At 55.6% G+C, this 24,113-nt stretch carries 23 protein-coding genes; 8 read left to right on the forward strand and 15 right to left on the reverse strand.

Features of this window, described 5'->3' with window-relative positions:
- Positions 1-39: 39 nt before the first annotated feature.
- The 5 genes from mrdA to AC2IBB_RS28820 form a co-directional block, all read right to left on the reverse strand.
- Positions 40-1,905, reverse strand: coding sequence for a penicillin-binding protein 2 (mrdA, locus tag AC2IBB_RS28800; RefSeq protein ID WP_486330115.1), 1,866 nt, complete (start codon positions 1,903-1,905; stop codon positions 40-42).
- 294 nt (positions 1,906-2,199) lie between these two features.
- Positions 2,200-2,670 (reverse strand): 23S rRNA (pseudouridine(1915)-N(3))-methyltransferase RlmH, encoded by a 471-nt coding sequence (gene rlmH / locus AC2IBB_RS28805; RefSeq protein WP_486330116.1) that lies wholly within the window; start codon positions 2,668-2,670, stop codon positions 2,200-2,202.
- 39 nt (positions 2,671-2,709) lie between these two features.
- Positions 2,710-3,063 carry a ribosome silencing factor gene (rsfS, locus tag AC2IBB_RS28810; RefSeq protein ID WP_486330117.1) on the reverse strand — a complete coding sequence of 118 codons (354 nt, stop codon included), beginning with the start codon at positions 3,061-3,063 and terminating at the stop codon, positions 2,710-2,712.
- 107 nt (positions 3,064-3,170) lie between these two features.
- The gene (nadD, locus tag AC2IBB_RS28815) at positions 3,171-3,830 is read right to left on the reverse strand and encodes a nicotinate-nucleotide adenylyltransferase (protein WP_486330118.1); all 660 of its coding nucleotides are present in this window, start codon (positions 3,828-3,830) and stop codon (positions 3,171-3,173) included.
- Positions 3,831-3,868: 38 nt separating this feature from the next.
- Positions 3,869-5,125, reverse strand: coding sequence for a glutamate-5-semialdehyde dehydrogenase (locus AC2IBB_RS28820; RefSeq protein WP_486330119.1), 1,257 nt, complete (start codon positions 5,123-5,125; stop codon positions 3,869-3,871).
- A gap of 122 nt (positions 5,126-5,247) precedes the next feature.
- On the opposite strand from AC2IBB_RS28820, the gene AC2IBB_RS28825 reads away from it, so the two are divergent.
- From AC2IBB_RS28825 to AC2IBB_RS28835, 3 genes are all read left to right on the forward strand, one after another.
- Positions 5,248-6,252, forward strand: coding sequence for a GGDEF domain-containing protein (locus AC2IBB_RS28825; RefSeq protein ID WP_486330120.1), 1,005 nt, complete (start codon positions 5,248-5,250; stop codon positions 6,250-6,252).
- Positions 6,242-7,228, forward strand: a complete 987-nt coding sequence (locus AC2IBB_RS28830) for a GGDEF domain-containing protein (protein WP_486330121.1) — start codon at positions 6,242-6,244, stop codon at positions 7,226-7,228. The genes AC2IBB_RS28825 and AC2IBB_RS28830 overlap by 11 nt, the downstream gene beginning before the upstream one ends.
- A gap of 203 nt (positions 7,229-7,431) precedes the next feature.
- Positions 7,432-8,874 (forward strand): bifunctional DedA family/phosphatase PAP2 family protein, encoded by a 1,443-nt coding sequence (locus AC2IBB_RS28835; RefSeq protein ID WP_486330122.1) that lies wholly within the window; start codon positions 7,432-7,434, stop codon positions 8,872-8,874.
- A 7-nt stretch (positions 8,875-8,881) separates the two neighbouring features.
- Here the strand turns inward: AC2IBB_RS28835 and AC2IBB_RS28840 are convergent, their stop codons facing one another.
- The gene (locus AC2IBB_RS28840) at positions 8,882-9,463 is read right to left on the reverse strand and encodes an LON peptidase substrate-binding domain-containing protein (RefSeq protein WP_486330123.1); all 582 of its coding nucleotides are present in this window, start codon (positions 9,461-9,463) and stop codon (positions 8,882-8,884) included.
- A 218-nt stretch (positions 9,464-9,681) separates the two neighbouring features.
- On the opposite strand from AC2IBB_RS28840, the gene AC2IBB_RS28845 reads away from it, so the two are divergent.
- A complete protein-coding gene (locus AC2IBB_RS28845) occupies positions 9,682-10,539 on the forward strand; it encodes a potassium channel family protein (RefSeq protein ID WP_486330124.1) in 858 nt (285 codons plus the stop codon).
- Here AC2IBB_RS28845 and AC2IBB_RS28850 read toward each other — a convergent pair.
- Positions 10,536-11,801 (reverse strand): HDOD domain-containing protein, encoded by a 1,266-nt coding sequence (locus AC2IBB_RS28850; RefSeq protein ID WP_486330125.1) that lies wholly within the window; start codon positions 11,799-11,801, stop codon positions 10,536-10,538. The genes AC2IBB_RS28845 and AC2IBB_RS28850 overlap by 4 nt on opposite strands.
- A 166-nt stretch (positions 11,802-11,967) precedes the next feature.
- On the opposite strand from AC2IBB_RS28850, the gene ilvD reads away from it, so the two are divergent.
- Entirely contained in the window at positions 11,968-13,812 is a 1,845-nt protein-coding gene (gene ilvD / locus AC2IBB_RS28855) for a dihydroxy-acid dehydratase (protein ID WP_486330126.1), read from the forward strand.
- Between the two features lie 104 nt (positions 13,813-13,916).
- On the opposite strand, the gene hrpB is transcribed toward ilvD, so the two are convergent.
- Genes hrpB through AC2IBB_RS28880 form a run of 5 tightly spaced genes read right to left on the reverse strand, consistent with a single transcriptional unit; the run spans position 13,917 to position 19,326 of the window.
- On the reverse strand, positions 13,917-16,382 hold the full coding sequence (hrpB, locus tag AC2IBB_RS28860) for an ATP-dependent helicase HrpB (protein WP_486330127.1): 2,466 nt from the start codon (positions 16,380-16,382) through the stop codon (positions 13,917-13,919).
- A gap of 11 nt (positions 16,383-16,393) precedes the next feature.
- Positions 16,394-16,891 (reverse strand): dihydrofolate reductase, encoded by a 498-nt coding sequence (locus AC2IBB_RS28865; RefSeq protein ID WP_486330128.1) that lies wholly within the window; start codon positions 16,889-16,891, stop codon positions 16,394-16,396.
- A gap of 11 nt (positions 16,892-16,902) precedes the next feature.
- Complete coding sequence (thyA, locus tag AC2IBB_RS28870) at positions 16,903-17,697, reverse strand: thymidylate synthase (RefSeq protein ID WP_486330129.1); 795 nt, start codon at positions 17,695-17,697, stop codon at positions 16,903-16,905.
- A gap of 10 nt (positions 17,698-17,707) precedes the next feature.
- Positions 17,708-18,529, reverse strand: coding sequence for a prolipoprotein diacylglyceryl transferase (gene lgt, locus AC2IBB_RS28875; protein WP_486330130.1), 822 nt, complete (start codon positions 18,527-18,529; stop codon positions 17,708-17,710).
- Positions 18,526-19,326, reverse strand: coding sequence for a sulfite exporter TauE/SafE family protein (locus AC2IBB_RS28880; RefSeq protein ID WP_486334006.1), 801 nt, complete (start codon positions 19,324-19,326; stop codon positions 18,526-18,528). Before AC2IBB_RS28880 ends, lgt begins: the two co-directional genes overlap by 4 nt.
- 118 nt (positions 19,327-19,444) lie before the next feature.
- On the opposite strand from AC2IBB_RS28880, the gene AC2IBB_RS28885 reads away from it, so the two are divergent.
- Positions 19,445-20,233, forward strand: coding sequence for an NRDE family protein (locus AC2IBB_RS28885; RefSeq protein ID WP_486330131.1), 789 nt, complete (start codon positions 19,445-19,447; stop codon positions 20,231-20,233).
- Here AC2IBB_RS28885 and AC2IBB_RS28890 read toward each other — a convergent pair.
- From AC2IBB_RS28890 to pomA, 3 genes are all read right to left on the reverse strand, one after another.
- Positions 20,175-20,762, reverse strand: a complete 588-nt coding sequence (locus tag AC2IBB_RS28890; RefSeq protein ID WP_486330132.1) for a PilZ domain-containing protein — start codon at positions 20,760-20,762, stop codon at positions 20,175-20,177. The genes AC2IBB_RS28885 and AC2IBB_RS28890 overlap by 59 nt on opposite strands.
- 107 nt (positions 20,763-20,869) lie before the next feature.
- Entirely contained in the window at positions 20,870-21,850 is a 981-nt protein-coding gene (locus AC2IBB_RS28895) for a flagellar motor protein MotB (protein WP_486330133.1), read from the reverse strand.
- A 14-nt stretch (positions 21,851-21,864) separates the two neighbouring features.
- Complete coding sequence (gene pomA / locus AC2IBB_RS28900) at positions 21,865-22,623, reverse strand: flagellar motor protein PomA (protein WP_486330134.1); 759 nt, start codon at positions 22,621-22,623, stop codon at positions 21,865-21,867.
- 243 nt (positions 22,624-22,866) lie between these two features.
- Between pomA and AC2IBB_RS28905 the strand changes: the two genes are divergently transcribed.
- Together AC2IBB_RS28905 and AC2IBB_RS28910 are read left to right on the forward strand one after the other, a co-directional pair.
- Positions 22,867-23,145, forward strand: coding sequence for an exodeoxyribonuclease VII small subunit (locus AC2IBB_RS28905; protein ID WP_486330135.1), 279 nt, complete (start codon positions 22,867-22,869; stop codon positions 23,143-23,145).
- On the forward strand, positions 23,129-24,028 hold the full coding sequence (locus AC2IBB_RS28910) for a polyprenyl synthetase family protein (protein WP_486330136.1): 900 nt from the start codon (positions 23,129-23,131) through the stop codon (positions 24,026-24,028). The genes AC2IBB_RS28905 and AC2IBB_RS28910 overlap by 17 nt, the downstream gene beginning before the upstream one ends.
- Positions 24,029-24,113 lie beyond the last annotated feature (85 nt).

The following is a 24,113-nucleotide window of genomic DNA, read 5'->3' on the forward strand; positions in this document are numbered from 1 at the left end:
ATGGCCAGGCCCCCATCCGCGCCGCAATACAAATCTAGTTCAAGGAGACGCCGCCTGCATCTGCCCCGGCTCCAGCTCAGGCGCCACCAGATGCGCATCGAACATCTTGCGCGCAACCGGCGCCGCAGCGCCGCTTCCGCCGCCTCCGTTTTCAACCAATACCGCCACCGCGATCTTGGGGTTATCCACCGGCGCAAAGCCAACAAATAGCGCGTGATCGCGGTGACGTTCGGCGATGGCTTCAGCATCGTACACGGCATTCTGCTTGATGCCGATAACCTGCGCCGTACCGGTTTTCCCCGCCATTCTATAAGAAGCGTCTTTGCCGCTGGAGCGCGCGGTGCCATGACGGCCATGCATAACGCCCTCCATCGCCTTGATAACATAGCTCCAGTACCAATCCTGCTTGAGGGTGACGTCAGGCGGAGATTCGATGTCCGTCACCTCACTTTCATTCATCGTTTTGATCAAACGAGGGCGCACCCACTTACCTCGGTTAGCCAGAACCGCTGTTGCTGTGGCCAGCTGCATAGGAGTGGAGAGCATAAAGCCCTGACCAATCCCCATATTCAGAGAGTCGCCAGGGAACCAGGGAAGCCTCCGCGCCGCCCGCTTCCATTCCCGCGAGGGCAGTATGCCGTCTTGGGCTTCATCGATGTCATAAACCAGCTGTTCGCCGAAGCCAAACTTGGCCATGTAGGCGTACATATTGTCGACCCCCATGCGGAAGGCCATGTCATAAAAGAAAACATCGCAAGACTGCTCAATGGAGGAGTTGAGATCCACCCAGCCATGCCCGGAACGTTTCCAGTCACGGTATTTGCGATCGTCGTTCTTAAGTTGATACCAGCCTGGGTCCCATATCCGGGTCTTGACGTTGATCGTATCCGTGTCCAGTCCCGCCAGACCAAGAAATGGCTTGACGGTGGAGCCAGGCGGGTACTGCCCACGCAATGCGCGGTTAAAAAGAGGAATGTCCGGCGAATCCTGCAGCGCTTTATAGGATACGGAGTCAATGCCCGTGACAAACAAGTTGGGGTCAAAGCTGGGCGTACTGACCAGCGCGAGAATTCCTCCTGTTGAGGGCTCAATCGCCACTACCGCGCCGCGCCGCCCATTCAGGGCTTCTATCGCCGCGCGCTGCAGGTTTACATCCAGGTAGAGAGAAATATCCGCACCCGGCTTAGGAGCCACTCGATCCAGAACCCGTAGAACGCGGCCGCGAGCGTCTGTTTCAACCGTCTGGTATCCGACAGAGCCATGTAGCAGAGTTTCATAATGGCGCTCCACTCCAAGCTTGCCATAGTACTGGGTGCCGCTGTAGTTGGAAGGGTCCACCTGCTTCAGCTCGCGTTCACTGATGCGCCCCACATACCCCAGTACGTGAGCCAGGGTCTCGCCCAATGGATAGTAACGAATAAGCTCCGCCTCAACTTCAACGCCAGCAAGCCGATGTCGATTGACGGCGATGCGGGCTATCTCTTCCTCCGTCAGCCTTGATTTCAACGTCACTGACTCATACGGACGCCTGCGTTGCCCCATTCGTTTTTGAAAAGACTCAACATCATCGTCAGTGATTTCGAGAATATCGCGTAACTCTCCAATGGTGGCGTCGAGATCTTGCGCCCGCTCTTTTACCAGAGTAAGAGAAAAAGTGGGCTGGTTGTCCGCCAGTAATACGCCATTGCGGTCATAGATCAGGCCTCGTGTGGGCGTGATCGATTGCAACTGCATCCGGTTGCGATCAGAAAGAGTTCTGTAGACTTCGTGCTGGCTGATTTGCAGGTAGTAGTAGCGGGCGAACAGCGCAATGCTCAGCGCGATCACTCCCAGAGCGGCCCATATGGCCCGATGGAAAAAAATGCGTTGCTCGCGGAAATGGTCTTTCAGCTCTCTGGAAGCCATGGCTTTATGTGGTCAATACCGTCAGTTGCTGGTTATGTCAGGCTCCGCCGGTAGATATTATTCTGATCGCGGACGCAGGCGCTATTATCTTAGTCTTATCTATTCAAGGACGGTACTTACTATCTTTCCATATTTCCGGACGCTTTCCATATTTCCGGACGCTTTCCATTCTTCCAGGCGCACACGGACTTATCCCTGTTTAAATAGAGTTGCCGGCAATCAGGGTCAGGGCCGTCAGTACGGCCCGCCCGCTTGGTTAGCTCGCCTTGATCTGGCTCGTCGGCGGAGAGGCGCTCACTCCCGGTGGTAAGGATGCCCTTGCAAGATAGTCCAGCCCCGGTAAAGTTGCTCGGCAAGCAGCACGCGAACCAGTGGATGCGGCAGCGTCAACGGCGACAGCGACCACTGTTGATTCGCTCGCGCCCGACATGCATCGCTTAGTCCGTCCGGCCCCCCCACCAACAGTGCGACGTCCTGCCCGGACATACGCCAGCGCTCCATTTGTTGCGACAATTGAGGGGTAGACCACGGCTTGCCTTCCACTTCCAATGCGACGACATGATCGCCGGAACCCAGCGATTGCAAAATACTCTCCCCTTCCTGGATCTTGAGCTTTTGCGGGTCTGCGTTCTTTTGACGCCTGGGCATGGGAATCTCAACGAGCTGCAAAGGCATGTCACGAGGCATGCGCTTAACGTACTCGTTATAACCCTGCTCAACCCAGCCAGGCATTTTACCGCCCACTGCGATTAGCTTTATCCGCACTGTAATTCTTTAATCGTCAATAACAGTCTATTGCCGGAATTACATGTGATGCGACATGGATTCGGCCACTGGCGAGTCACGCCAGAAGCGCTCCAGATCATAAAACTCCCGGGTCGACGGCAGCATGACATGAACGACGATATCGCCCAGGTCCACCAGAATCCAGTCGGACGCCGCGCCGCCTTCAGAACCCAGCGGACGACCGCCGTTGGCTTTGACTTCAGCAATGACATTGTCCGCGATGGACTTAACGTGACGATTCGAGGTTCCGCTGGCGATAACCATGTAGTCCGTTACGCTAGTGCGGTCTTTTACATCCAGCACGGAAATATCTTTTGCTTTGATATCTTCCAATGCCTTAATGACTAACTCTTTCAGATTTTCAGTCTCCATAACGCCTCATAGAGGGGGGGGTTAAAGAATATTTAAATAATACGGCGCCGACCGCCCGCAAGCGGTTTCCAATAACTTTCGCATTGCAATGATTACAGGAAAGCGCCCTAAGCATTCACAGCGCCATACAGACGATGCTGACGAATATATCGCCACACCGAATCCGGTAGTAAGAAACGGGGGGACAGACGCAAGCCGATCAGCTCACGCACTTTGGAACTGGAAATTCCCATTTGGGTAAGCGTAATGAACCCAACCTTTCCGGCAGGCTGGCGTATCAGGTCGTTATTGCTCTCTGCGGAGTGCTGACGCAAAAAATCTCCCAACTCACCTTGCTCACAAAATGACCAACCCGGTCTGTTAACCACCATTATATGGGCTAATTGAATAATTTCCAGCCATCTTCGCCATTTTGGCAGCGACTCGAATGCATCTGTGCCCATGACGAAGATCAATGGGCGCAGATTCCCCACCTCCTGACGCAACTCCAGCAACGTATCCACCGTATAGCTGGCGCCGATTCTGCGAACCTCCACCTCATCAATACGCAAACCAGGTTCTCCTTCCAGCGCCAGCCGTAGCATCGCTAAGCGATGTTCGCCAGAAGCCCCCGGAGCCGAGCGATGTCGAGGATCTCCACAGGGGATCAGACGCACTTCCGCCGTCTCACCGAAGTGCTGCTGCAATTCCAGCGCCGTACGCAAGTGACCGAAGTGAATAGGGTCGAAAGTGCCGCCGAGCAGCACTATGGGAGAATGTTCCTGCATGTCAGGGAGATGATCTATCCTCGTTTCTGGAGCGTCTGTTACTGCCGAATATGGCCATCTCCGAGCACCACGTATTTCTGAGAAGTCAATCCCTCCAGACCTACAGGGCCGCGGGCGTGAATCTTGTCGGTGGAAATGCCGATCTCCGCGCCCAAGCCATATTCAAAGCCGTCGGCGAACCGAGTCGATGCATTGATCATTACCGAGCTGGAGTCCACCTCTGTCAGGAAACGACGGCCTTTGCTGTAGCTTTCCGTCACAATAGCGTCAGTATGCTGAGAGCCGTAATGGTTGATATGAGCAATTGCGTCGTCCATATCCTCAACCACTTTGATCGCCAGAATCGGCGCCAGATATTCTTCAGACCAGTCCGCCTCTAAAGCGCTCAACGCCTGCGGCAGGATTTCCCGGGTCCTCTCGCAGCCACGCAACTCAACGCCTTTCTCGGCATACGCCTGCGCTAACTGCGGCAAGATGCTGGCGGCGACAGGCGCGTCCACCAATAGCGTCTCCATAGTATTACAGGTGCCATAACGTTGGGTTTTCGAGTTAACCGCAATAGTCAGGGCTTTATTCAGGTCCGCATCGCGGTCGATAAAAACATGGCAAACGCCGTCCAGGTGTTTGATGACCGGCACTCGGGCTTCGCGACTAATGCGTTCGATCAGTCCCTTGCCTCCGCGTGGAACGATTACGTCGACGAACTCAGGCATAGTGATAAGTTCGCCTACAGCGGCCCTGTCCGTTGTCTTGACCACCTGCACCACTGATGCAGGCAAACCGGCTGCTTTCAAGCCTTTCTCGATACAAGCGGCGATCGCCTGATTGGAATGAATGGCTTCGGAGCCCCCGCGCAGAATAGTGGCGTTGCCGGATTTCAAACACAGACTGGCCGCTTCAACGGTCACATTGGGACGAGACTCATAGATAATGCCCACTACGCCCAAAGGCACGCGCATTTTGCCGACTTGAATGCCGCTGGGACGATAATTAAGTCCCGTGATTTCACCTACCGGGTCCGGCTGCGCAGCGACCTGATGCAACCCCTCGATCATAGCGTCGATGCGGGCCGGGGTCAGCTCCAGACGATCCAGCAACGCAGCTTCCAGGCCATTAGCGCGACCGGCTTCCAGATCCTTGTCATTCGCTGTCATCAGTTCTTCCCGAGCGGCGTTAATGGCTTCCGCAGTGGCGATCAGCGCTTTGTTCTTAACGCCAGTATCTGCTTTAGCGATCAAACGGGACGCCGAACGGGCTTCACTCCCCACTTCGTGCATGTAGGCATTTATGTCCATGCAGTCTAAGACCTCTGCTTGGTATTTCCGAAACATGATGTAAACTGGCTATTATACATCAGCAAATGCTGAATAATACTGACAACTTATACTCAAATCCCCGATGCATAACATAAAACAACATGACGCCCGTTGAGCTAAACAACCAGCTGCGCAGTAAAGCTTATTCTCTCGCGGCGGTAGTCGCCGCTCTTCTGGCGCTGGGAGCTGCATTATTCACAGAATGGCTGATGGCGAGCGTCGCAGGCGTGTTCGCCGGTTTGCTACTGGCTAACGGCAAGCTCAATCAGCGCCACGGAGAACAGCCAGCTCCGTTATGGCTGTCTCATGTCATTGTGGTGTTTCTGGTGATTACCACCCTGGCGGCCATGGTGCGCTATCCCGGCACCGCCGAACAATGGTGTTACATTATGCCGTTGATCGCCTTTTTGATTTATCGGATTCAGGTGGCGACTATCGTCACTTCCGCTTACTCCATCGCCCTGGCGCTGGCGTTAATCGGCTACTACCAAGGGCCGGAAAAAGTGCAGATCTTCTTCATCTATCTATTGAGTCTGGCGATGTCTCTGGCTTTTGTGTACCTGCGAGAAATCAAAGAACAACAGCTCAAACCATTGCGCCGCACCGACAACCTTACCCTGGCCTCTACCCGCGAATATTTGACTCAGGACCTCGACAAGGAGATTCAACGCAGCGAACGGGAAGGCACCGACTTATCCATTCTGGCGCTGAGCATCGACAGCAATTCCCTGGAGCATGCTTCAACAGACGATAAAGATCATATCCTGCACAGGCTGGGACGTATGCTGCACGAGAACCTGCGCCTGTTCGACAGCTACTATCGCTATGAAAATGTGGACTTCATTATCCTGTTGCCCCACTGCAACTCCAGAGAAGCGGCGAAAAAGGCCTCTCAGCTCAGAGTGAAAGCCAAGCAGGCGCTGAGCACGCGCGAGATCACGGTCACTGTCAGCCTGGGGATGGCGACGTTGAATGTGGGCGATACGCCGGAAACTCTGATCGCCAACGCCCGCCGCGCGCTCACATTCGCCCGCAACAAGGGCGCGAATCAACAGACGGATTTCCTGGAAGTGGAATCCGAGGGAGGAGCGACACTTGCTGGCTGAGTCCTATCTACGCACCCGAACCCGCATCGCCCTGTATCTGGCGACCCTGTTCCTGCTGCTGTTCATGTCCGTACAAAATGTCCGCTACGGCCTGTATGAGCTGTTTTATATGAGCATACTTCTTGCGCCGGCCATGCTGTTTGGCGCCATTTACGCCTGGGCCCGGCGTAGCGACCTGAACGCCTATGGAGGGCACCTTGCCGTATTGACCGTCATGCTGACGGTGGTCTCTTTGCAGTTGGGTGGAGGGCAAAAGGCGATTGTGCATTGGCTGTATGGCATCGGGCTGTTCAGCTTTCTACTTCTGCCTCTGCGACCGGCCTTCACCTTTAATATCATTACCCTGCTAGTCAGCAGTGTGGCTTTATCGTACAGCGAAACCTTTTACAGCACGCTGCGCTTCGCGACCAGTTACGCGTTACTGGTTGGGCTGGCGGGGGTTTACGCTTACTTATATCACCATAAGTCACGCTTTCTGGTGCATGCTTCCATCAAAGATCCACTTACGGGCGCCTACAACCAAAAGCACCTGGAGTTTTCACTCAAACAGGAGATCTCACGTTCCGAAGCCACGTCTCACCCCCTGTCCCTGGTGGTTCTGGAAATCGATTTTTTCGACCAGCAACGGGAAGTGCAAGGGCAGAACTTCATCAATGAGTTACTGTCTCTGTTCGGCGCCCAGCTCCTGCAGATGACTCGCGCCGGCGACAGCATCTATTACGTCGACAATGGCCGCTTTTTCATTATGTTGCCAATGACGCCGGAAGAGGGCCTGCTGGTGATCGCTGAACGTTTACGCCGTAGCGTGGAAGAGCGCACCTGGCCAATTATCGACAGCCTTACCGTCAGTGTGGGCTGCCTGACGCGCAAATCGGGGGAAACGGATGATCAGGCTCTTACCGAGCGCGCCCTGACTTCTCTGAAACAAGCGCAGCAGTCCGGTCATAACCGGGTGGTGTTAAGCAAGTCTAAATAACGAACCACTGTCTCCCGCGGCCAGCGCGTCGCGCAGGCGCATCCATGCGCCAGATTATCAACATGCCAATTCACCGCCATGTTAATAACATAACTGCAATTAGAAAATTCTCAGCTTGAGGCTTAAAATACCCCGCCGAAAGGCTGTTGTCCGACGACCTGCTCCTGACAATACGCCCCTTGATTCAGTTGAAAGGATATTCTGTGTCTCCGAACTCTCTACTTATTTGGGTTCAACAACATCCAGACTGGCTGGCCATTGCCGTCTTTCTGGTCGCATTTTTAGAATCACTGGCTATCGCTGGCATTATCATTCCCGGCGTAGTGCTTTTATTCGGTTTGGCTGTCATCTGCGGCGGCGGCGCGCTAGATCTGCAATGGACGATTACGGCCGCCTTTCTGGGCGCTGTTTGCGGCGATGGTTTGAGTTTTTACCTGGGAAAATACCTGGATGTGCGCGTTCGCGGACTCTGGCCATTGTCGAAATACCCCCACTTGCTGACGCAAGGGGAAATTTTTTTCCAACGCCACGGCGGTAAAAGCGTCATTATCGGACGTTTTATAGGGCCGGTCCGCCCGGTCATACCTCTGGTGGCGGGCATGCTGAATATGAGCGCGCGCCGTTTCTTTACCTTTAACCTGCTGTCCGCCCTGGCCTGGGCGCCCTGTTACGTTGTGCCCGGCTTTCTGGTCGGCTCCGCTATCGATACAGACGCCCCCTTACCTCCACACTTTTACCCAGTATTAACTGTCGCCGTTCTCGTTCTGGTCAGTCTCGCCAGCCTGTTCACTCAGTTTCATTATCAGTTGCGCCCCAGCGGCAAACTGTATCGCAGCCTGCTGCGCATAGGCGCCAAACGTCCGGGCATAAAACGGTTATGGTCAAACAGCTACAGCCTTCGCAGCGGCGTCAGAGAATATCCCATCAGCTCCTTTCTACTCGGCTCCTGCGCGCTTCTGTTGTTCATACTGTGGACCTTGTTGGTGATGAACACAGACGCCATTGGACACCTGAACGCCTGGGTCTCTGATAATATACAGCGCCTGCAGACCCCCCTCCTGGATTACCTGTTTGTGGGTATGACGCTGCTGGGAGATCCGGCATTTCTGTATATCGCTTTCGGCTTCTTCTGCGTTTTGCTGCTGTTGCAGAAAAAGCTGCGTTTGATGTTGATCTGCGTCGGCGCTGGCCTGGTCACTCACGCCGCCACGGCTGGATTAAAGCACTGGCTGGGCGTGGCCCGACCAGAAGCCCTGCTGGCTCCCGAGTCCTTCGCTTACCCCAGCGGCCATACCAGCGGCGCGGTAATGGCTTATGGGCTGGCGACCTCCATGCTCGCCCGTGAATTCAGCCCCCCGCAGCGCTGGCCAATCTACATTTCCGGCGCACTAGCCGCGTTGCTGGTGGCGTTCAGTCGCCTGTATCTTGGCGTGCACTGGTTTTCGGATATCGTCGGCGGCGCATTACTGGGTTTGGCGATTTGTGGATTCGCCCGATTGACGCAAAGCCATTTTGACAGGTCGCCAATGTGGCGGGGGGGATGGCGTTACACGCTATTGTTTGGTTTTATTGCAGCGGCTTGCGTATACCTGGCGTGGACCATGCCGGAAGCCATAAGCATTCAAATGGCGGATGCAAAAGGGTAACGAGCGCTCATTCCGCCAAGGCGTGGATAAGGTAACGGATTTGCTCAAGTCGATAGATCGGATCTTCCAGGGTCAGCAAATACTGTTTATCCTCCATCGCCAGCGGCAATAGCTCCACCAGGCGCCAGCCCACATCGCGAGCGTCATGGAAATCCACGCTCATGCCCAGCGCCTGGATGACAGGATGGCGCAATAAGTCCCCCAACAGATCCGCCAGTTCGGAGTATTGCTCAGGCGTCTCAGTGGGGGTCTCTAACCCTAACGCCTCGACTTCCGCGACATATAATCCGTCGCTCTGCCGGTGGGCGCGGGAAATACTCACCTTACACTCGCCTTCGGCGGTAATTCCCAAGAAGCCGTTCGGCAGCTGTTGGAAATCGACAACTCTCGCATAGGACCCGACATCAAAAAAAGTGCAGTCGCCTCCCGCCTCCTTGCCATTCTTGATAAGCACAATCACAAACCCTTCATGAGACTTCAGGCAACGGCTGATCATGGTCAGGTAACGTTGCTCAAAAATCTGCAACGGCAGCCGTCCCTTAGGGCACAACACGGAATTCAGCGGAAATATAGGGAACTCTTTCGTCATTATTGCAGCATCCACCCCGTTAAGCCGGGGAGCAGCGCCCGTCTGTTCGCCTTGCGTCGCGCCTTGCGCGCCAAAGCAGCCTAATCAGAGATATTAGACCGCCTATGTGAAATGGCAAGTTACTGAAACAAAAGGCCCTGACTTGCGTCGCCACGCTGGCTATAGTTGTTTCATAGTCCCAAACACAATACACCAAGCGGAATTAATCCAAGCCCAACATGTCTTTATCCGATCACTTACCTATCGTCACCGGCCTCGCTGGAGTCTCCGCCACAGAGAATCCACGCGCCCGATTCTGGGGCCAGGTTTTAGAGTGGCCAATGATGCTGCTGGCGATCTGGATTATTATCGAGTGGTATTTACAGGCGAATGACGAGTTATCCGGCGGCGCCCTGCTCATCACCGACTGGCTGATCTGGCTGTTCTTTATTGTGGAAACGCTTCTGCTCACCGCACTGGTGGACAAAAAAACCTACTACCTGCGCAATAACTGGGTCAATCTGATCATCATTCTGTTCGGCTGCCCCCTGATCTGGTGGTTTTCACCCTTAGCCGGAGCGTTAAGGACTCTGCGCCTGTTGGTGATGTTCAGCCTGCTGCTGCAGATTTCCGGGACCGCGCGACGCCTGCTGTCCCGTCATAACCTGGGCAATACTCTGTTTATTGGTTTTATCGTGATAGTCATGGCCGGCTTTATCATCGCAGGCCTGGACCCGGCTATCGACACGCCCTGGGATGGGGTCTGGTGGGCCTGGGTAACGGTGACGACCGTCGGCTACGGCGATATTGTGCCGACCAGCACCATCGGCAGACTGTTCGCCTCGTTTTTGATTCTGTTGGGGATGGCCCTGTTCTCGCTGCTCACCGCGGGATTCTCGGCATTTTTTGTCTCTCAAGACGAAAAGGATCAAGTGCGTCGCGATCTAGAAATTCTGAATAAGCTGAACGACCTGGAAATGAAGATGGAGCGGCTGGAGCGCCATATCACCGTCTTGGCGCAAGAGGCCAACGCTAAAAACAACGGTCGCGCAAGCACGACGAAAAATTCAGATCAGGAAGAGACGCCGGATGTTTAATCCGTCAATAGACGCCTCACGCTGTTAATCTCCTCTTCCGCCATTTGCAGTACTTGCAGGCTCCGTTGCGGAGACAGCTCGCCCAAGGCCAGTTTATGGAAGGCGGGAACCTGGTCCAGCGGCGGCGTTGATCCGTGTTCCGGCTTACCGATATAGGAGTGAATCTGCGCCACGATCACCAGGTCTGCATATGTGGGCGTTTCCTGACCAGAGTCGTACATATAATCTTCCGCGTGACGCGCCGCCGCCACGAAGGCGTCAGGAAACTCCCAGCTTTCCAGTAAAGCGCAGCCGATTTCCTGACGCAGCTCCATTATCAGACTTTCCAGCATGTCCTCATGAGTGCGCAGCGCCGGATGCTCTTCCGCATACATGATCACAGGCACCACGCCAATATCATGAAGAATGCCCGCCAACAACGCCTGCTCCGGCTTGATGCCTGGAGTCATACGAGCCAGCACAAAAGAGATTGCGCCGACATCAGAGGAATGTCGCCACAGTTTGGTCATGCGTTTTTGCAACATGGAATTCTTGCTGCGGAAAATCTCCCGCAGCGTAAAGATCGTAATCAACTGTCGTGTGGTGTCCAGACCGAGTCGCACTACCGCATCCTCACAACACTCGATTTCTTTAAAGCCTCTGTACAGCGGGCTATTGGCGGAGCGTATCAATTTCGCCGTGAGCACAGGATCGCGTACGATCACCTTGGAGATATCATTGAGGTGAAAGTTAGGCTGTTCGGTGACATGACGAATGCGCATCGCCATGTCAGGCAGGCTGGGCAGCGTCAGACGGTGCGAATTCAGGTCCTGATAGAACGAAGTGACCAACGAGTACGCCGGATGCTCAGTACGGTCAACTTGCGACACGCCTTCGCCAATCTGATAATCCAGCGGGGCGTCCTTCAGCATTCGGGTCAGGGTCGGCTGGTCCACGACCAGCATCAAGCAAGGCGTTTTCGCCTTCACCTCATAGCGGCGCGGCTGTAAATGCGCGACGGGCTGACGCGCCGCCTGCGATTCCGCCGCAATCAGCGCCGTGCGGCCATCCTGGGCCGTCAGCGCAACCTCGCCCTCTAACAAAAAGTAGTCGTAGCTGTCCTGACTTCCCAGATCAAGAATCTTGGCCCCCTTGGAGAAGCGCCGATAGTCCGCACGAGAGGACAAGACCACCAACTGCGGATCGGATAGCTTGGCCAGCAGAGAAAAGTGCTTCAGTCGCGACAAGTCAGAGCTTGCCTGATCAAGGGATTCTGATGACATGGGAGGGCATTCCGGTTGGCTCACACTCTACAGTAGCAAGTCTAGACCTATATCCAGAATGCGGCGACCCGGATCGGCAAAAGAATTTATGGGGTCAGGCAAGTTTGCTATCCTGTAGCCGATGAGAGCTTTTCGTTAGCTGTTTTAACAACCACGGAGTACAACCATGCCCGAATACCGCTCCAGTACCACTACCAAAGGCCGTAATATGGCTGGGGCTCGCGCTCTTTGGCGCGCCACTGGTATGAAGACCGAAGATTTTTCCAAACCCATTATCGCCGTAGTGAACTCTTTCACTCAGTTCGTCCCTGGGCATGTTCATTTGAAAGACCTGGGACAATTGGTGTGTCGGGAGATTGAAGCCGCCGGCGGCGTTGCGAAAGAGTTCAACACCATCGCGGTGGACGACGGCATCGCCATGGGCCATGACGGCATGCTGTACAGCCTGCCCTCCCGGGAAATTATCGCCGACTCCGTGGAATATATGGCTAATGCCCATTGCGCCGACGCCTTAGTGTGTATCTCCAACTGCGACAAGATCACTCCCGGAATGCTGATGGCGGCGCTACGCCTGAATATTCCAGCTATTTTCGTCTCCGGCGGCCCGATGGAAGCCGGTAAAACCAAGTTGTCCGAGCACAAACTGGACTTAGTGGACGCCATGGTCATTGCCGCGGACTCCAGCGCATCCGATGAGTTGACGGAAGAATACGAACGCTCCGCCTGTCCGACTTGCGGCTCCTGTTCCGGGATGTTCACAGCGAACTCCATGAACTGTCTGACTGAAGCCATCGGCCTGTCTCTGCCTGGCAACGGCACCACGCTGGCGACTCACTCTGATCGTGAGCAGCTGTTCCTGACCGCAGCGCGCCGCATCGTCGACTTGACCAAGCGTTACTATCAAGACGAAGACACTTCCGTATTGCCGCGCTCCATCGCCAGCTTCAAGGCTTTTGAAAACGCCATGACCCTGGACATCGCCATGGGCGGCTCCACCAATACCATTCTGCATCTGCTGGCGGCGGCTCAGGAAGCAGAGGTGGATTTCAGCATGACCCACATCGACCAGCTTTCACGCAAGGTGGGCCAGTTCTGTAAAGTCGCCCCCAACACGCCCAAGTACCACATCGAAGACGTGCATCGCGCCGGCGGCATCATGGCGATTCTGGGTGAGCTGGATCGCGCTGGACTGCTGCATACCGACGTGCCCACCGTACACAGCGACACCATGAAAGACGCTTTGGATGCATGGGATGTCATGCGCAACAACGATCCTGCACTGCATAAGTTCTTTAAAGCCGGTCCGGCGGGCATCCCGACCCAGCAGGCCTTTAGCCAGTCCACGCGCTGGTCATCGCTGGATCTGGATCGTGAGAACGGCTGTATCCGCAGCGCAGAGCATGCGTTCAGCCAACAAGGCGGCTTGGCGGTGCTGTACGGCAACATTGCCGAAGACGGCTGTATCGTAAAAACCGCGGGCGTCGATGAGAGCATTCTGCTGTTCAAAGGCAAAGCCAGAATCTTCGAGAGCCAGGATGACGCCGTAAAAAGCATTCTGAACGACCAGGTAAAAGAAGGCGATGTGGTGATTATTCGCTACGAAGGTCCTAAAGGCGGTCCGGGTATGCAGGAAATGCTATATCCGACCAGCTACTTGAAATCCAAGGGGCTGGGCAAGGCATGCGCGCTGCTCACTGATGGCCGTTTCTCCGGCGGCACCTCCGGCCTTTCCATCGGCCACTGCTCTCCGGAAGCGGCGGCAGGCGGCGCTATCGGACTGATTGAGGAAGGCGATGAAATCATCATCGATATTCCCAACCGCGGCATCAATGTCAGCCTGACGCCAGAGCAGCTCAACGAGCGTCGTCAGGCGATGGAAGCCAAAGGCGTCGACGCCTGGAAGCCTGCGCAACCGCGTCCACGCAAAGTGACAACCGCCTTGAAAGCCTACGCGTTACTGGCGACCTCCGCCGATAAAGGCGCAGTACGCGATAAAGACTTATTGAAATAAGTTAAGTCGCCTTCGCCAGTGCGGGTCTAAGTGTCCGCGCTGGCTTTACCCTCCTTGAAGAGTTCATTCATTCCGTTTAACGCATACTCGCCTTGATGAGCGTATCAGAACTGCTGTTTCTTCGTTCCTTGCTTGGCTTCCGCCGTCAGGGGGTCTTCCGGCCAGGGATGTTTGGGATAGCGGCCGCGCATGTCTTTACGCACATCCGGGTAGCTGTTGCGCCAGAAACTGGCTAAGTCACTGGTCACCGCCAGCGGTCTTTGTGAAGGCGACAACAAGTGAATCACCACAGGTACTCGCCCACTGGCCACTCGTGGCGTTTCTGTCCAACCGAACAGCGCCTGCAGTTTGGCCGCCAGCACCGGACCATTCTCCGTCAGATAATCCAGCGTCACTTTTTGCCCGGTTGGAATCGTCAACGCAACCGGCGCCAGAGCGTCGAGAGCTTGTTGCGCGGCGTACTCCATCAATGTTTTCAGGGCGGACAGCAAGTCCAGTTTTTGTAGTCCCGCCCAGTTTGAGACGCCATTGAGGAAAGGGCCAAGCCAGTTTTCCAGCTCCGCCAACAGAGCATCATCGCTAAGGTCTGGCCATGTATCAGGCTGCTGTTTACGCATCAGGCTGACGCGCGCACGCCACTGCCGCGCAGCATCGCTCCATGGCAGACTATCCAGGCCTTTGCGGCGCACGGCGGTCAACAACGCCTCCCGGATCAGCTCTCGACTCACCGCAACGGGTCGCTCTTCCAGAATCAACGCGCCTAGTCGTTTAACTCGACGCGCTACCACCGTTCCTCGCTGATCATCCCAGTCCGCCTGATCTTCCGTGACGATATGGGCGCTCAGATCCAGCTCAAAATCGCCAGGACTCAGAGCAGCCGCCAGATATATTCGGGACTCTCGCGCCTGACCATCAAGATCGGCCGCCACCAGCCAAGTTTCCCGCCCCAGCGGGTCTTCTTCCGCCAACGCCGCCCCACGCCCGTTGCTGAGCTGATAACGGGGACTTGAACCAGGGCGCCGCCGGGCGATGCGGTCTGGGTATGCGAGCGCCAGTAAACGACCGACCGCGTCAAGCCCGAGTTCATCCCTGGCATTGCCATTGGTCAGTCTGCGTGCGTCTTGACGTACGCTCTCCAAACGACGACGATCCAGCCCCGCGCCTCTGAACTCACCGCGCAAGGCCCGCACTCGCTGTTGCAGATCCGCGCCGGCATCACGCCCTAACAGATCCCGCTCTCCCAAGAGCGCAGCGATTTCAGCCGCCAGGACGGGTCCGCCTATTGCCTTCCCCATTACAACCATATGCGCCAGACGGGGATGTATGCCGAATTCACGCAGGCTTTCCCCGTGAGGAGTGATCGCCCCATCTTCGTCCAGCGCATCCAGCCACCGCAGGGTGCTGACGGCTTGACGCCAGTGCGCCGCTGGAGGTTGATCCAACCAGACCAAATCCTGCGGGTGGCGCGCGCCCCACTGGGCCAGTTCCAACACCAACGGCGCCAGATCCGCTTCCAGCATTTCCGCCGGGGTAAAAGGCGCCAACCCCTGCTGTTCCGTCTCTGACCAGAGGCGATAACAGACACCGGGCTCCAGTCTTCCGGCGCGACCTTTGCGTTGTTCCGCCGACGCCTTCGACACTCTGCCCGTCGTGAGACGGGTCATTCCGCTATTGGCGTCAAAGACCGCACGCCGCTGCAGGCCCGCGTCAACCACCACACGCACGCCTTCAATAGTCAAGCTGGTTTCCGCAATGGCCGTAGCGAGAACCACCTTTCGTTCGCCCTCCCCGCAAGGCAAAATCGCCTGATCCTGCTCTTCCCCTTTGAGGTTGCCGTACAACGGCGCTAAACGCACCCCGCCTGGCAAATGCTCCGCCAAGGCGTCATGGACCCGTCGAATCTCGCCCACTCCGGGTAAAAACACCAGCAGCGAGCCGCCTTCTTCCGCCAGCGCCTCTAGCACTACCGCAACGGTTTTTTCCACTGGTCGCTGTTCACGCTGCAAAGGACGATAACGCACCTCCACGGGATAGGCGCGCCCTTCGCTGGTCAGTACTGGCGCGTTTTCCAGCAGCTTGGCCAAGGGCGCGGTATCCAAGGTCGCGGACATGACCAGCACTCGCAAATCTTCCCGCAGCGCCTGCTGGCTCTCACGCACCAAGGCCAAGCCCAGGTCAGCCTGCAGAGAGCGCTCGTGAAATTCGTCGAACAGCACTGCTGCATAGTCTTCCAGGGCGGGATCAGATTGAATCAGGCGGGTTAAAATGCCTTCCGTCACCACTTCTATACGGGTATCGGCGGAGACTTTAGTATCCTGGCGTGTGCGATAGCCGACCCGCCGTCCAACTGGCTCTCCCAGTTGTTTCGCCATAAAACGGGCGGCGGAGCGCGCCGCCAGCCGACGCGGCTCAAGCATCAGAATTTTGCGGTCAGTGCGCCAGGATGAATCCAGCAGCGCCAGCGGAACCCGTGTAGTCTTACCGGCCCCTGGCGGGGCCTGCAACAGTACCGTGGAGTGAGCTTCCAGGGTGGTTAGAAGCTCAGGAATAATGTGATCGATGGGGAGCATGGGCTAAAGCGTTATGCCCGTTCAAATATAACAAAATCATGAGGATACTGGTTTTTATCATCCGCTGGATGCGCCTCACGAGAGGTTTCACGCCAGTCAGCGGAGTCCAGCACCGGGAAGAACGCATCGCCCTGCACGGACGTCTTCACCTCCGTCAGATAAATACGCTGCGCCGCCGCCAGCCCCTGCCTGTACAATTCGGCGCCGCCAATCAGCATGACTTCTTCCACCGGCTCCCGCCCCGCCAGAGATACCGCCTCTTCCAGAGAATGCGCCACGCTGACGCCTTCATGACGCCAGTCTTTATTGCGGGTCACCACGATGTTGGTTCTGCCTGGCAACGGACGTCCGATCGAATCGAAGGTCTTGCGCCCCATAATAATCGGCTTACCCATCGTGACTCGCTTGAAATACTGCAGGTCATTGGATAAACGCCAGGGCAAGGTATTTTCAACGCCGATAGCGCCATTCTCAGCACGGGCGACAACGATTGATAAAACTGCGCTCATATCTTCGCTCCTTACACTGCTACCGGCGCTTTAATATGAGGGTGCGGGTCGTATCCCGTGATCTCAAAGTCTTCAAACTCATATTCAAACAGCGACGCAGGCTTGCGACGAATCTGCAATTGCGGCAGCGGACGTGGTTCGCGGTTTAGTTGCTCATCCGCCTGATCCAGATGATTGTTGTACAGGTGCACATCGCCACCGGTCCAGATGAAATCTCCCACCTCCAGATCGCACTGCTGCGCAAACATATGCGTCAACAGTGCATAGCTGGCGATATTAAAAGGCACTCCCAGGAAAATATCGGCGCTGCGCTGATACAGCTGGCAGGACAAGCGTCCTTCCGCCACATAGAACTGGAACATCGCGTGACAGGGAGGCAGCGCCATCTGATCTACAAACGCGGGATTATACGCCACCACCATATGACGGCGGGAGTCCGGATTGCGTTTGATCTGCGCCAGCACATTGGAAATCTGATCGATATGCTCGCCGTTCGGCGCCGGCCAGCTACGCCACTGATAGCCATAAACAGGCCCTAAGTCGCCGCTTTCATCCGCCCACTCGTCCCAGATACTGACGCCATTGTCCTTCAGGTACTTGATATTGGTGTCGCCGTTCAGAAACCACAGCAATTCATAAATGATCGAACGCAAGTGCAGCTTCTTGGTGGTCACCAGGGGAAACCCCTGCTGCAAATCGAAGCGCATCTGATAACCGAATACGCTACGGGTGCCGGTGCCAGTGCGGTCCGTTTTTACGGCCCCTTGCTCGCGCACATGGCGCATCATGTCGAGATACTGTTTCATATGACGTCTACTAACTCCGCGCCGCTTTTGCTTCCGCCCCATACACGGTGCGGCCATAAATAATGAAAGCCACCCCAATCACAATCATCGGGGTTGATAAAACCTGTCCCATGGTCAGCCAGTCCCACGCCAGATAACCTAACTGCGCATCGGGTTCGCGCACAAATTCCACCAGGAAGCGGAAGCAGCCGTAGCACAACAGGAAAAGGCCGGAGACAGTCATGCGCGGGCGGGGTTTGGCGGAATAGAACCACAGGATCAAAAACAGAGCGACGCCTTCCAGGGCGAACTGATAAAGCTGGGAAGGATGACGCGCCAAGTGCGATGGGTCGCGCGGGAACACCATGGCCCAAGGGACATCAGACGCCCTGCCCCATAGCTCCCCGCCGATAAAGTTACCCATGCGTCCTGCGCCCAGACCGATTGGCACCAGCGGAGCCACAAAATCCGCCACCTGGAAGAAGGAAAGTCCTAATGAACGGCCATAAGCCCACATAGCGACAATCACGCCGATCAGTCCGCCATGAAAAGACATCCCCCCCGTCCAGACTTCAAACAACCAGATTGGATCATCCAGAAATTGCTCGAAATTATAGAAAATGACGTAGCCAACGCGTCCGCCCAGCACAACGCCAAGCGCGCACCAGAATATCAGGTCAGCAACCTGATGCTCCTTCATGGGCGCATGCGGCTGATGCGAACGATGTTTACCCAGCATCCAGGCTGCGGCGAAGCCCAGCAGATACATCAAACCATACCAGTGCACGCTCAGCGGCCCGACGGAAAAGGCCACTGGATCGATATTCGGATAGTCAAACCAACGCTCTGTCACAATTGTCCCCACGCTTGATATAGAAATCGGCCGCCCACAACAAACAGCAGCACTGAGAAAATTCGTTTAAGCACATCCCCGGGCAGGCGATGAGCCAACTTGGCGCCCAAAATCGCGAATGGCATGCTGGTTATCGCAATGCCAACCAAGGCTGGCAAGTAAACAAACCCCAGACTCAGTTCCGGCAACGCGGCTTCGCCCCACCCTTCCCAAATATTAGTGGCGGCGCCCATGAGTGCGATAGGCAGGCCACATGCGGCGGAGGTGCCCACCGCCTGCTGCATGCGCACATTGCACCATGTCAGATAAGGCACCGACAGAGAGCCGCCGCCAATGCCGAATATGGCGGACGCCCAACCGATGCCGCCGCCCACGCCGACCAGGACGCCATTCCCAGGCAGACTTCGATGCGGCTTCGGCTTCAACGCCAGCGCCATCTGCACGCCAATAACGATGGCGAAAATCCCGATAACCAGTTTCAACTGCGCCGCAGGCATCAACGAAGCAGTCTGGGCTCCCAGCACGGCGCCGACCATCAGTCCAATCGCCATGGGACGAAATACGCTCCAATTCACCCCTTGCTTCTGGTGATGCGTGCGAATCGAATTAATAGAGGTGAAGATGATTGTCGCCAGAGATGTGCCGACAGCCAAGTGAGTGGCGACGCTTGGGGCCACGCCTTGCAGTTCGAAGCTGAAAATCAAAGCAGGGACAATGATCAGTCCGCCGCCGATGCCGAATAATCCGGCCAACACTCCCGCTAGCGCGCCCAATGCCAAATACGCCAGGAATACCATTTCGCCCCCAAATAAGATCAGGCCACTCCGGCCGGAGCCCCGTATAAAGAAGGTGGTATGATACATAAATTAAGGACTCTGTGCTTTTCGAATTCCACGCACGTCTGGGAGCAAGCCTATGTGCCTACTATTTGTCGCTTACCAAGCGAACCCTCGGTTTCCGCTGGTTGTCGCCGCCAATCGCGACGAGTTCTACGCCCGTCCCACCCAGCCTCTGTCGCAATGGCCGGAGCGTCCCCGCATCTACGCTGGACGCGATCTACAGGAAGGCGGAACCTGGATGGGCGCGACGACCAACGGCCGTTTCGCCGCCATCACCAATCACCGCTCCGGCCCCCGGGAAGCGGCGCAACTGTCGCGAGGAGCCTTGGTCAGGAACTTTCTGGAGTCTGAATTATCCGTGGATGATTTCGCCGCCGCTCTGACGCCGACCAGTCAATCTTATGGCGGTTTTAATCTGATGATGCTTGCCGACTCCACCCTGGCTTATTTCAGTAACCGCAAAGAACCGCAATATCAGCGTTTAACGCCGGGCATATACGGTTTAAGCAATGGATTTCTGAATACGCCCTGGCCGAAACTGACTGCGGGCAAGCGTCGATTCTCCGCGGCGATTGCAGGGCCTGATCAGGATGAGCTCTGGGCGTTACTGGCGGATGACGCTATTGCGCCGGACTACCTGTTGCCCGATACCGGCGTGGGAGTTGACGTAGAAAGGTTGCTATCCTCCGCTTTTATCAAGTCGAAGGACTATGGCACCCGCAGCAGTACACTGTTGCTGCACGATTCCGATGGCGTCACGCAGATGTGGGAGAAAACCTTCGAGAAAGGCGAATACCAAAGCGAAATCAGCCTTTCCTTTCCTTCTCCTCTCTTCGTTCCCGCAGATGACGGGTCTGACACTTGAGAACATGTTGGATCAGGATTTCCTGATTTTGTTCTTCTATGTCAGTGAAATCCGCCCGCAGGACAAAACCGTCTTTGTCTTCGTCATCCGCCCTGGGCTTGTCACAGGCGATAACGAGCGCACGCAGGGACATGGAAATATTGCTGGGATATAAGATCATGTGCAGCTGTAGCAGCGAGCCAATATCCAAACGCTCCTCCACAGGAAAAGCAATCCCGCAGGCGCTGAGGTTGACCTGCCTGGCGCGCCTGGGTTCCGACCATGCGTCGCCATTGCGGTTTTCCAATGTCAGCGCCAGGTTGATCTTGCGATTGAACAGCTCCAGCATGTGAGCCAGCCCTGCATTCGCCGCGCGCATACTCTCAAGCGCTTTGGATATGTCGTTTTCCAGGCTCAACAAGGAGGCTGAGCTGACATGGGATTCCGATGACTCCTTCTCCGTCGCCTCACCCCGTTGCAGCAACCGATACGCCAAACCCACGGTATCGCTAATTCGAAAGAAGCGGCGTCTTTCAGCTATCTCAGACATAGATTCTCACCCGCGCTCATACATCAATACCTTCATGCGCCTCCTGCCTTAAGCTCCCACCTTGTCACTTCCATTTATACGCTCTCCCCCAGATTAAAGCGAATCGCTCAGAATATTTCGTCTGGAGACAGGCCCTGCCACTCTTCCGATTCGTCACTGGGCAGAATACCTGGAGCGATGTCTCTAGCCTGTTTGATTTCCTTCTTGGTTTCGTCATCCAGGGGCTGCTGTAGAATAATTTCTACGCGCCGGTTGCGAGCGCGATTTTCTGCGGAGTCGTTTGGCGCCAGCGGTTTAGTATCCGCATAACCTGCGATACTGAAACGGGAAGGGTTCAACTCTCCTGATTCGAATAGCGCATGCGCCACCTCCAACGCCCGGGCGGCGGATAAGTCCCAGTTGGAGCGGAATCTGGCCGTGCGAATGGGAATACTGTCCGAGTGCCCTTCCACAGCGATACTCCCCTCCATCGACTTCAGCAGTTCCACCAGTTTATCTATGACCGGATAAAACTCCGGGTTCAAATCAGCGGAGCCGCTGCTGAACGATCCCTTTTCCTGCACCCGAATGACGATCTTGCGCCCCCGGGTCTCCACTTCCACTTGATTGTTGCGAACCTCCGACTCCAAAGCAGACGCAAGAGTGATGGCGTCGTTCTCAGTTTCCTCCACCAGCATCTTAATTTTTTCCAGCACGATATCGCTGAGTTCTTCCCCTTGGACCTTGGGACACTCCTCCTTCAACGCGTCCGCCACCTCCTGCTCACAGAGCTGCTGGAGATTAGGCAGGTCCATCTCGGTTTGCTGCATGATGGTCTGTAAAGGAGTCGGGTCTGGCTTACCAGGACTGAACTCCTGGGCGATGATGCTGGTCCCCTTGGGGATACTGTCCACATTAACGATAGCCTGTACGCCGAAGGCCTCCCGCATAGATCCCGCCAGACGTTTGAACTTGAGCGCATCCATCTCGGAGAACGACAACAGCAGTACAAAGAAACACATCAACAGAGACATCAAGTCGGCGAAAGTCGCCATCCAGGCAGGCAGCCCGGGAGGGCATTCGCATTTTTGCTCTTCTTCGTCACTCATTGGCGCAACTCCCGTCAGGCTTCTTCAGTCTGACGTTTACCTTCCGGCAAATAGGTGCGCAGCATGGTCTCAATCACGCGAGGATTTTGTCCCGCCTGAATCGCCAGCAGAGCGTCGATAATCATGGACTTGATCTGCTCTTCCTCTCCCATTCTAAGCTTCAATTTATCCGCAACCGGAATCGCCACCATGTTCGCCAGCATGGCGCCGTATAAAGTCGTCAGCAGCGCAACGGCCATCGCGGGTCCAATAGATTTGGGATCATCCATATTCGACAGCATCGCCACCAGACCAATCAGCGTACCGATCATGCCCATAGCGGGAGCGACGTCCCCCATCGCGCCGAATACGGACGATCCTTGTTTGTGCCTGTCTACAGTGAGATTTCGGTCTTTGGTCAGCAGCGCTTTGACGACGTCGCCGTCATGGCCATCTATAAGGAGTTGTATGCCCTTAGATAAAAACGCATTGGGAATTTCTTTACCCTCCAGAGAAAGCAGCCCTCCCTTTCTGGCCGCATCCGCCAGTTCAACGACTTGTTCAATCAGATCTTCGGGCTTATCGAGCTTAAACATAAAAGCCTTCGCCGCCACCTTGCCCGCGCTCAAAAATTGACCGAGCGAAAACTTCATCAAAACAACCAAGAGTGTGCCGCCAAATACAATGAGCAGCGACGGCACGTCCATAAACATTCCAATTGAGCCGCCTAACATCATGGCCATCGCCACGATCGCGAAACCGCCGATGAGGCCCAAAAGCGTAGCTAAATCCACAAAACGCTCCTTTACGGGTGGACAGTACAGAATAAACCCAGAGGACGCCGACACTGAAACAGACCGCGTCGGGCTTCCACAAAGTATAGACAGGAATTTAAAAACTGCTGACTTATCCGGGTGTTACTTTGTTGAAGGAAAGGCTCCAGCAAGCGGAGCGCGGCTGAATTTTAACGGCGACCGATTGACCACGACGCAGCTCTCAGGTAGGGTGGCTCTGCGCAAAAACCGGCTAAGAATACGATGACTGAAAAAAACGCCAACTCTGATGTCAGCCAACCCGCCAGCGGCTCTACGCCCGATTTTGAAGATGCTTTACAGCGTCTGGAAATCCTGGTGAGAAAGCTGGAGCAAGGCGATCTTAAACTGGAAGAAGCACTGGTCGCTTTTGAAGAGGGCGTCCAACTCACTCGCCACTGTCAAACCGCCCTGCAGACTGCGGAACAAAAGGTTCAGCAGTTGATTGAAGAGCGCGGAACTCCGCTAACCAAGCCTTTTGACCAGAATGACGCCGAAGACTGATTCTCTCGACGACTTTTTCCAGCGTAATCGCACCCTGATCGACCAAGCCCTCGCCAACCTGCTTCCTGAACCGGATGGCCCCAAGGCCAGGCTGAATGAGGCCATGCGTTACTGTGTGCTTAACGGCGGTAAGCGAGTGCGGCCTTTATTACTACTCGCCACGGCAGAAGCCCTGGGCGGCGATCCGCAACAGGCGCTTTCCGCCTGTTGCGCCGTGGAGCTGATTCACGCTTATTCACTGGTGCATGACGATCTGCCGGCGATGGACGACGACTCTCTGCGCCGTGGCAAGCCCACTTGTCATATCGCTTACGATGAAGCCACCGCCATCTTGGTCGGGGATGGCCTGCAGACACTAGCGTTCAGTGTGTTAACCGAGTCCTCTGGCGTCTCAGCGGAGAGTCTGCTGCAGATGGTGCGAGAACTCGCCCGCGCCAGCGGATATCAAGGCATGGTGGGCGGACAAGCTATCGATATCTACTCCGAAGGCCATACGCTCAAGCTCGAAGAGCTGGAGCGTATGCATCTGGAAAAGACGGGCGCGCTGATTGAAGCCAGTATCGTACTGGGCGCCTTATCCAGTGGAAGGGCTAACGCTGAATGCATAGAGGGGTTACGACGTTTCGCTCGCGCTATTGGTTTAGCGTTCCAGGTCCGCGACGACATCATAGACGTGGAAAGCGACACCAGCGTACTGGGCAAAACCGCCGGGAAAGACGCCGAGCGCAACAAGCCCACATACACCTCCCTGCTGGGCCTTGATCAAGCGAAACAGAAAGCGCGCCAACTGTATGAAGAGGGCCTTGCGCAACTGCACGCGCTGGGATTGCAGAACTCTCGACTGCAGGATCTTGCCAGCTTCATGATCGAGCGCACGCATTGATCGCCAATTGGCCGTGTTCTCCACAACAACATCGCTTATAATAGCCGATTGCTTTTATAGGCAATCTTTTTGCGTCCGAGGCTAT

The sequence above is a fragment of the Hahella sp. NS-SX17 genome, assembly GCF_057367735.1.

Excerpts from the sequence above, each read along its gene's own strand:
- AC2IBB_RS28820 (WP_486330119.1), bottom strand. The coding sequence starts at position 5,125 with ATGGACATAAATGCCTACATGCACGAAGTGGGGAGTGAAGCCCGTTCG.
- mrdA (WP_486330115.1), bottom strand. The coding sequence starts at position 1,905 with ATGGCTTCCAGAGAGCTGAAAGACCATTTCCGCGAGCAACGCATTTTT.
- AC2IBB_RS28890 (WP_486330132.1), bottom strand. The coding sequence starts at position 20,762 with ATGTCTGAGATAGCTGAAAGACGCCGCTTCTTTCGAATTAGCGATACC.
- ilvD (WP_486330126.1), top strand. The coding sequence starts at position 11,968 with ATGCCCGAATACCGCTCCAGTACCACTACCAAAGGCCGTAATATGGCT.
- nadD (WP_486330118.1), bottom strand. The coding sequence starts at position 3,830 with ATGCAGGAACATTCTCCCATAGTGCTGCTCGGCGGCACTTTCGACCCT.
- AC2IBB_RS28865 (WP_486330128.1), bottom strand. The coding sequence starts at position 16,891 with ATGAGCGCAGTTTTATCAATCGTTGTCGCCCGTGCTGAGAATGGCGCT.
- hrpB (WP_486330127.1), bottom strand. The coding sequence starts at position 16,382 with ATGCTCCCCATCGATCACATTATTCCTGAGCTTCTAACCACCCTGGAA.
- AC2IBB_RS28885 (WP_486330131.1), top strand. The coding sequence starts at position 19,445 with ATGTGCCTACTATTTGTCGCTTACCAAGCGAACCCTCGGTTTCCGCTG.
- AC2IBB_RS28840 (WP_486330123.1), bottom strand. The coding sequence starts at position 9,463 with ATGACGAAAGAGTTCCCTATATTTCCGCTGAATTCCGTGTTGTGCCCT.
- thyA (WP_486330129.1), bottom strand. The coding sequence starts at position 17,697 with ATGAAACAGTATCTCGACATGATGCGCCATGTGCGCGAGCAAGGGGCC.
- AC2IBB_RS28845 (WP_486330124.1), top strand. The coding sequence starts at position 9,682 with ATGTCTTTATCCGATCACTTACCTATCGTCACCGGCCTCGCTGGAGTC.
- AC2IBB_RS28850 (WP_486330125.1), bottom strand. The coding sequence starts at position 11,801 with ATGTCATCAGAATCCCTTGATCAGGCAAGCTCTGACTTGTCGCGACTG.
- AC2IBB_RS28825 (WP_486330120.1), top strand. The coding sequence starts at position 5,248 with ATGACGCCCGTTGAGCTAAACAACCAGCTGCGCAGTAAAGCTTATTCT.
- AC2IBB_RS28910 (WP_486330136.1), top strand. The coding sequence starts at position 23,129 with ATGACGCCGAAGACTGATTCTCTCGACGACTTTTTCCAGCGTAATCGC.
- rsfS (WP_486330117.1), bottom strand. The coding sequence starts at position 3,063 with ATGGAGACTGAAAATCTGAAAGAGTTAGTCATTAAGGCATTGGAAGAT.
- AC2IBB_RS28895 (WP_486330133.1), bottom strand. The coding sequence starts at position 21,850 with ATGAGTGACGAAGAAGAGCAAAAATGCGAATGCCCTCCCGGGCTGCCT.
- AC2IBB_RS28905 (WP_486330135.1), top strand. The coding sequence starts at position 22,867 with ATGACTGAAAAAAACGCCAACTCTGATGTCAGCCAACCCGCCAGCGGC.
- AC2IBB_RS28880 (WP_486334006.1), bottom strand. The coding sequence starts at position 19,326 with ATGGTATTCCTGGCGTATTTGGCATTGGGCGCGCTAGCGGGAGTGTTG.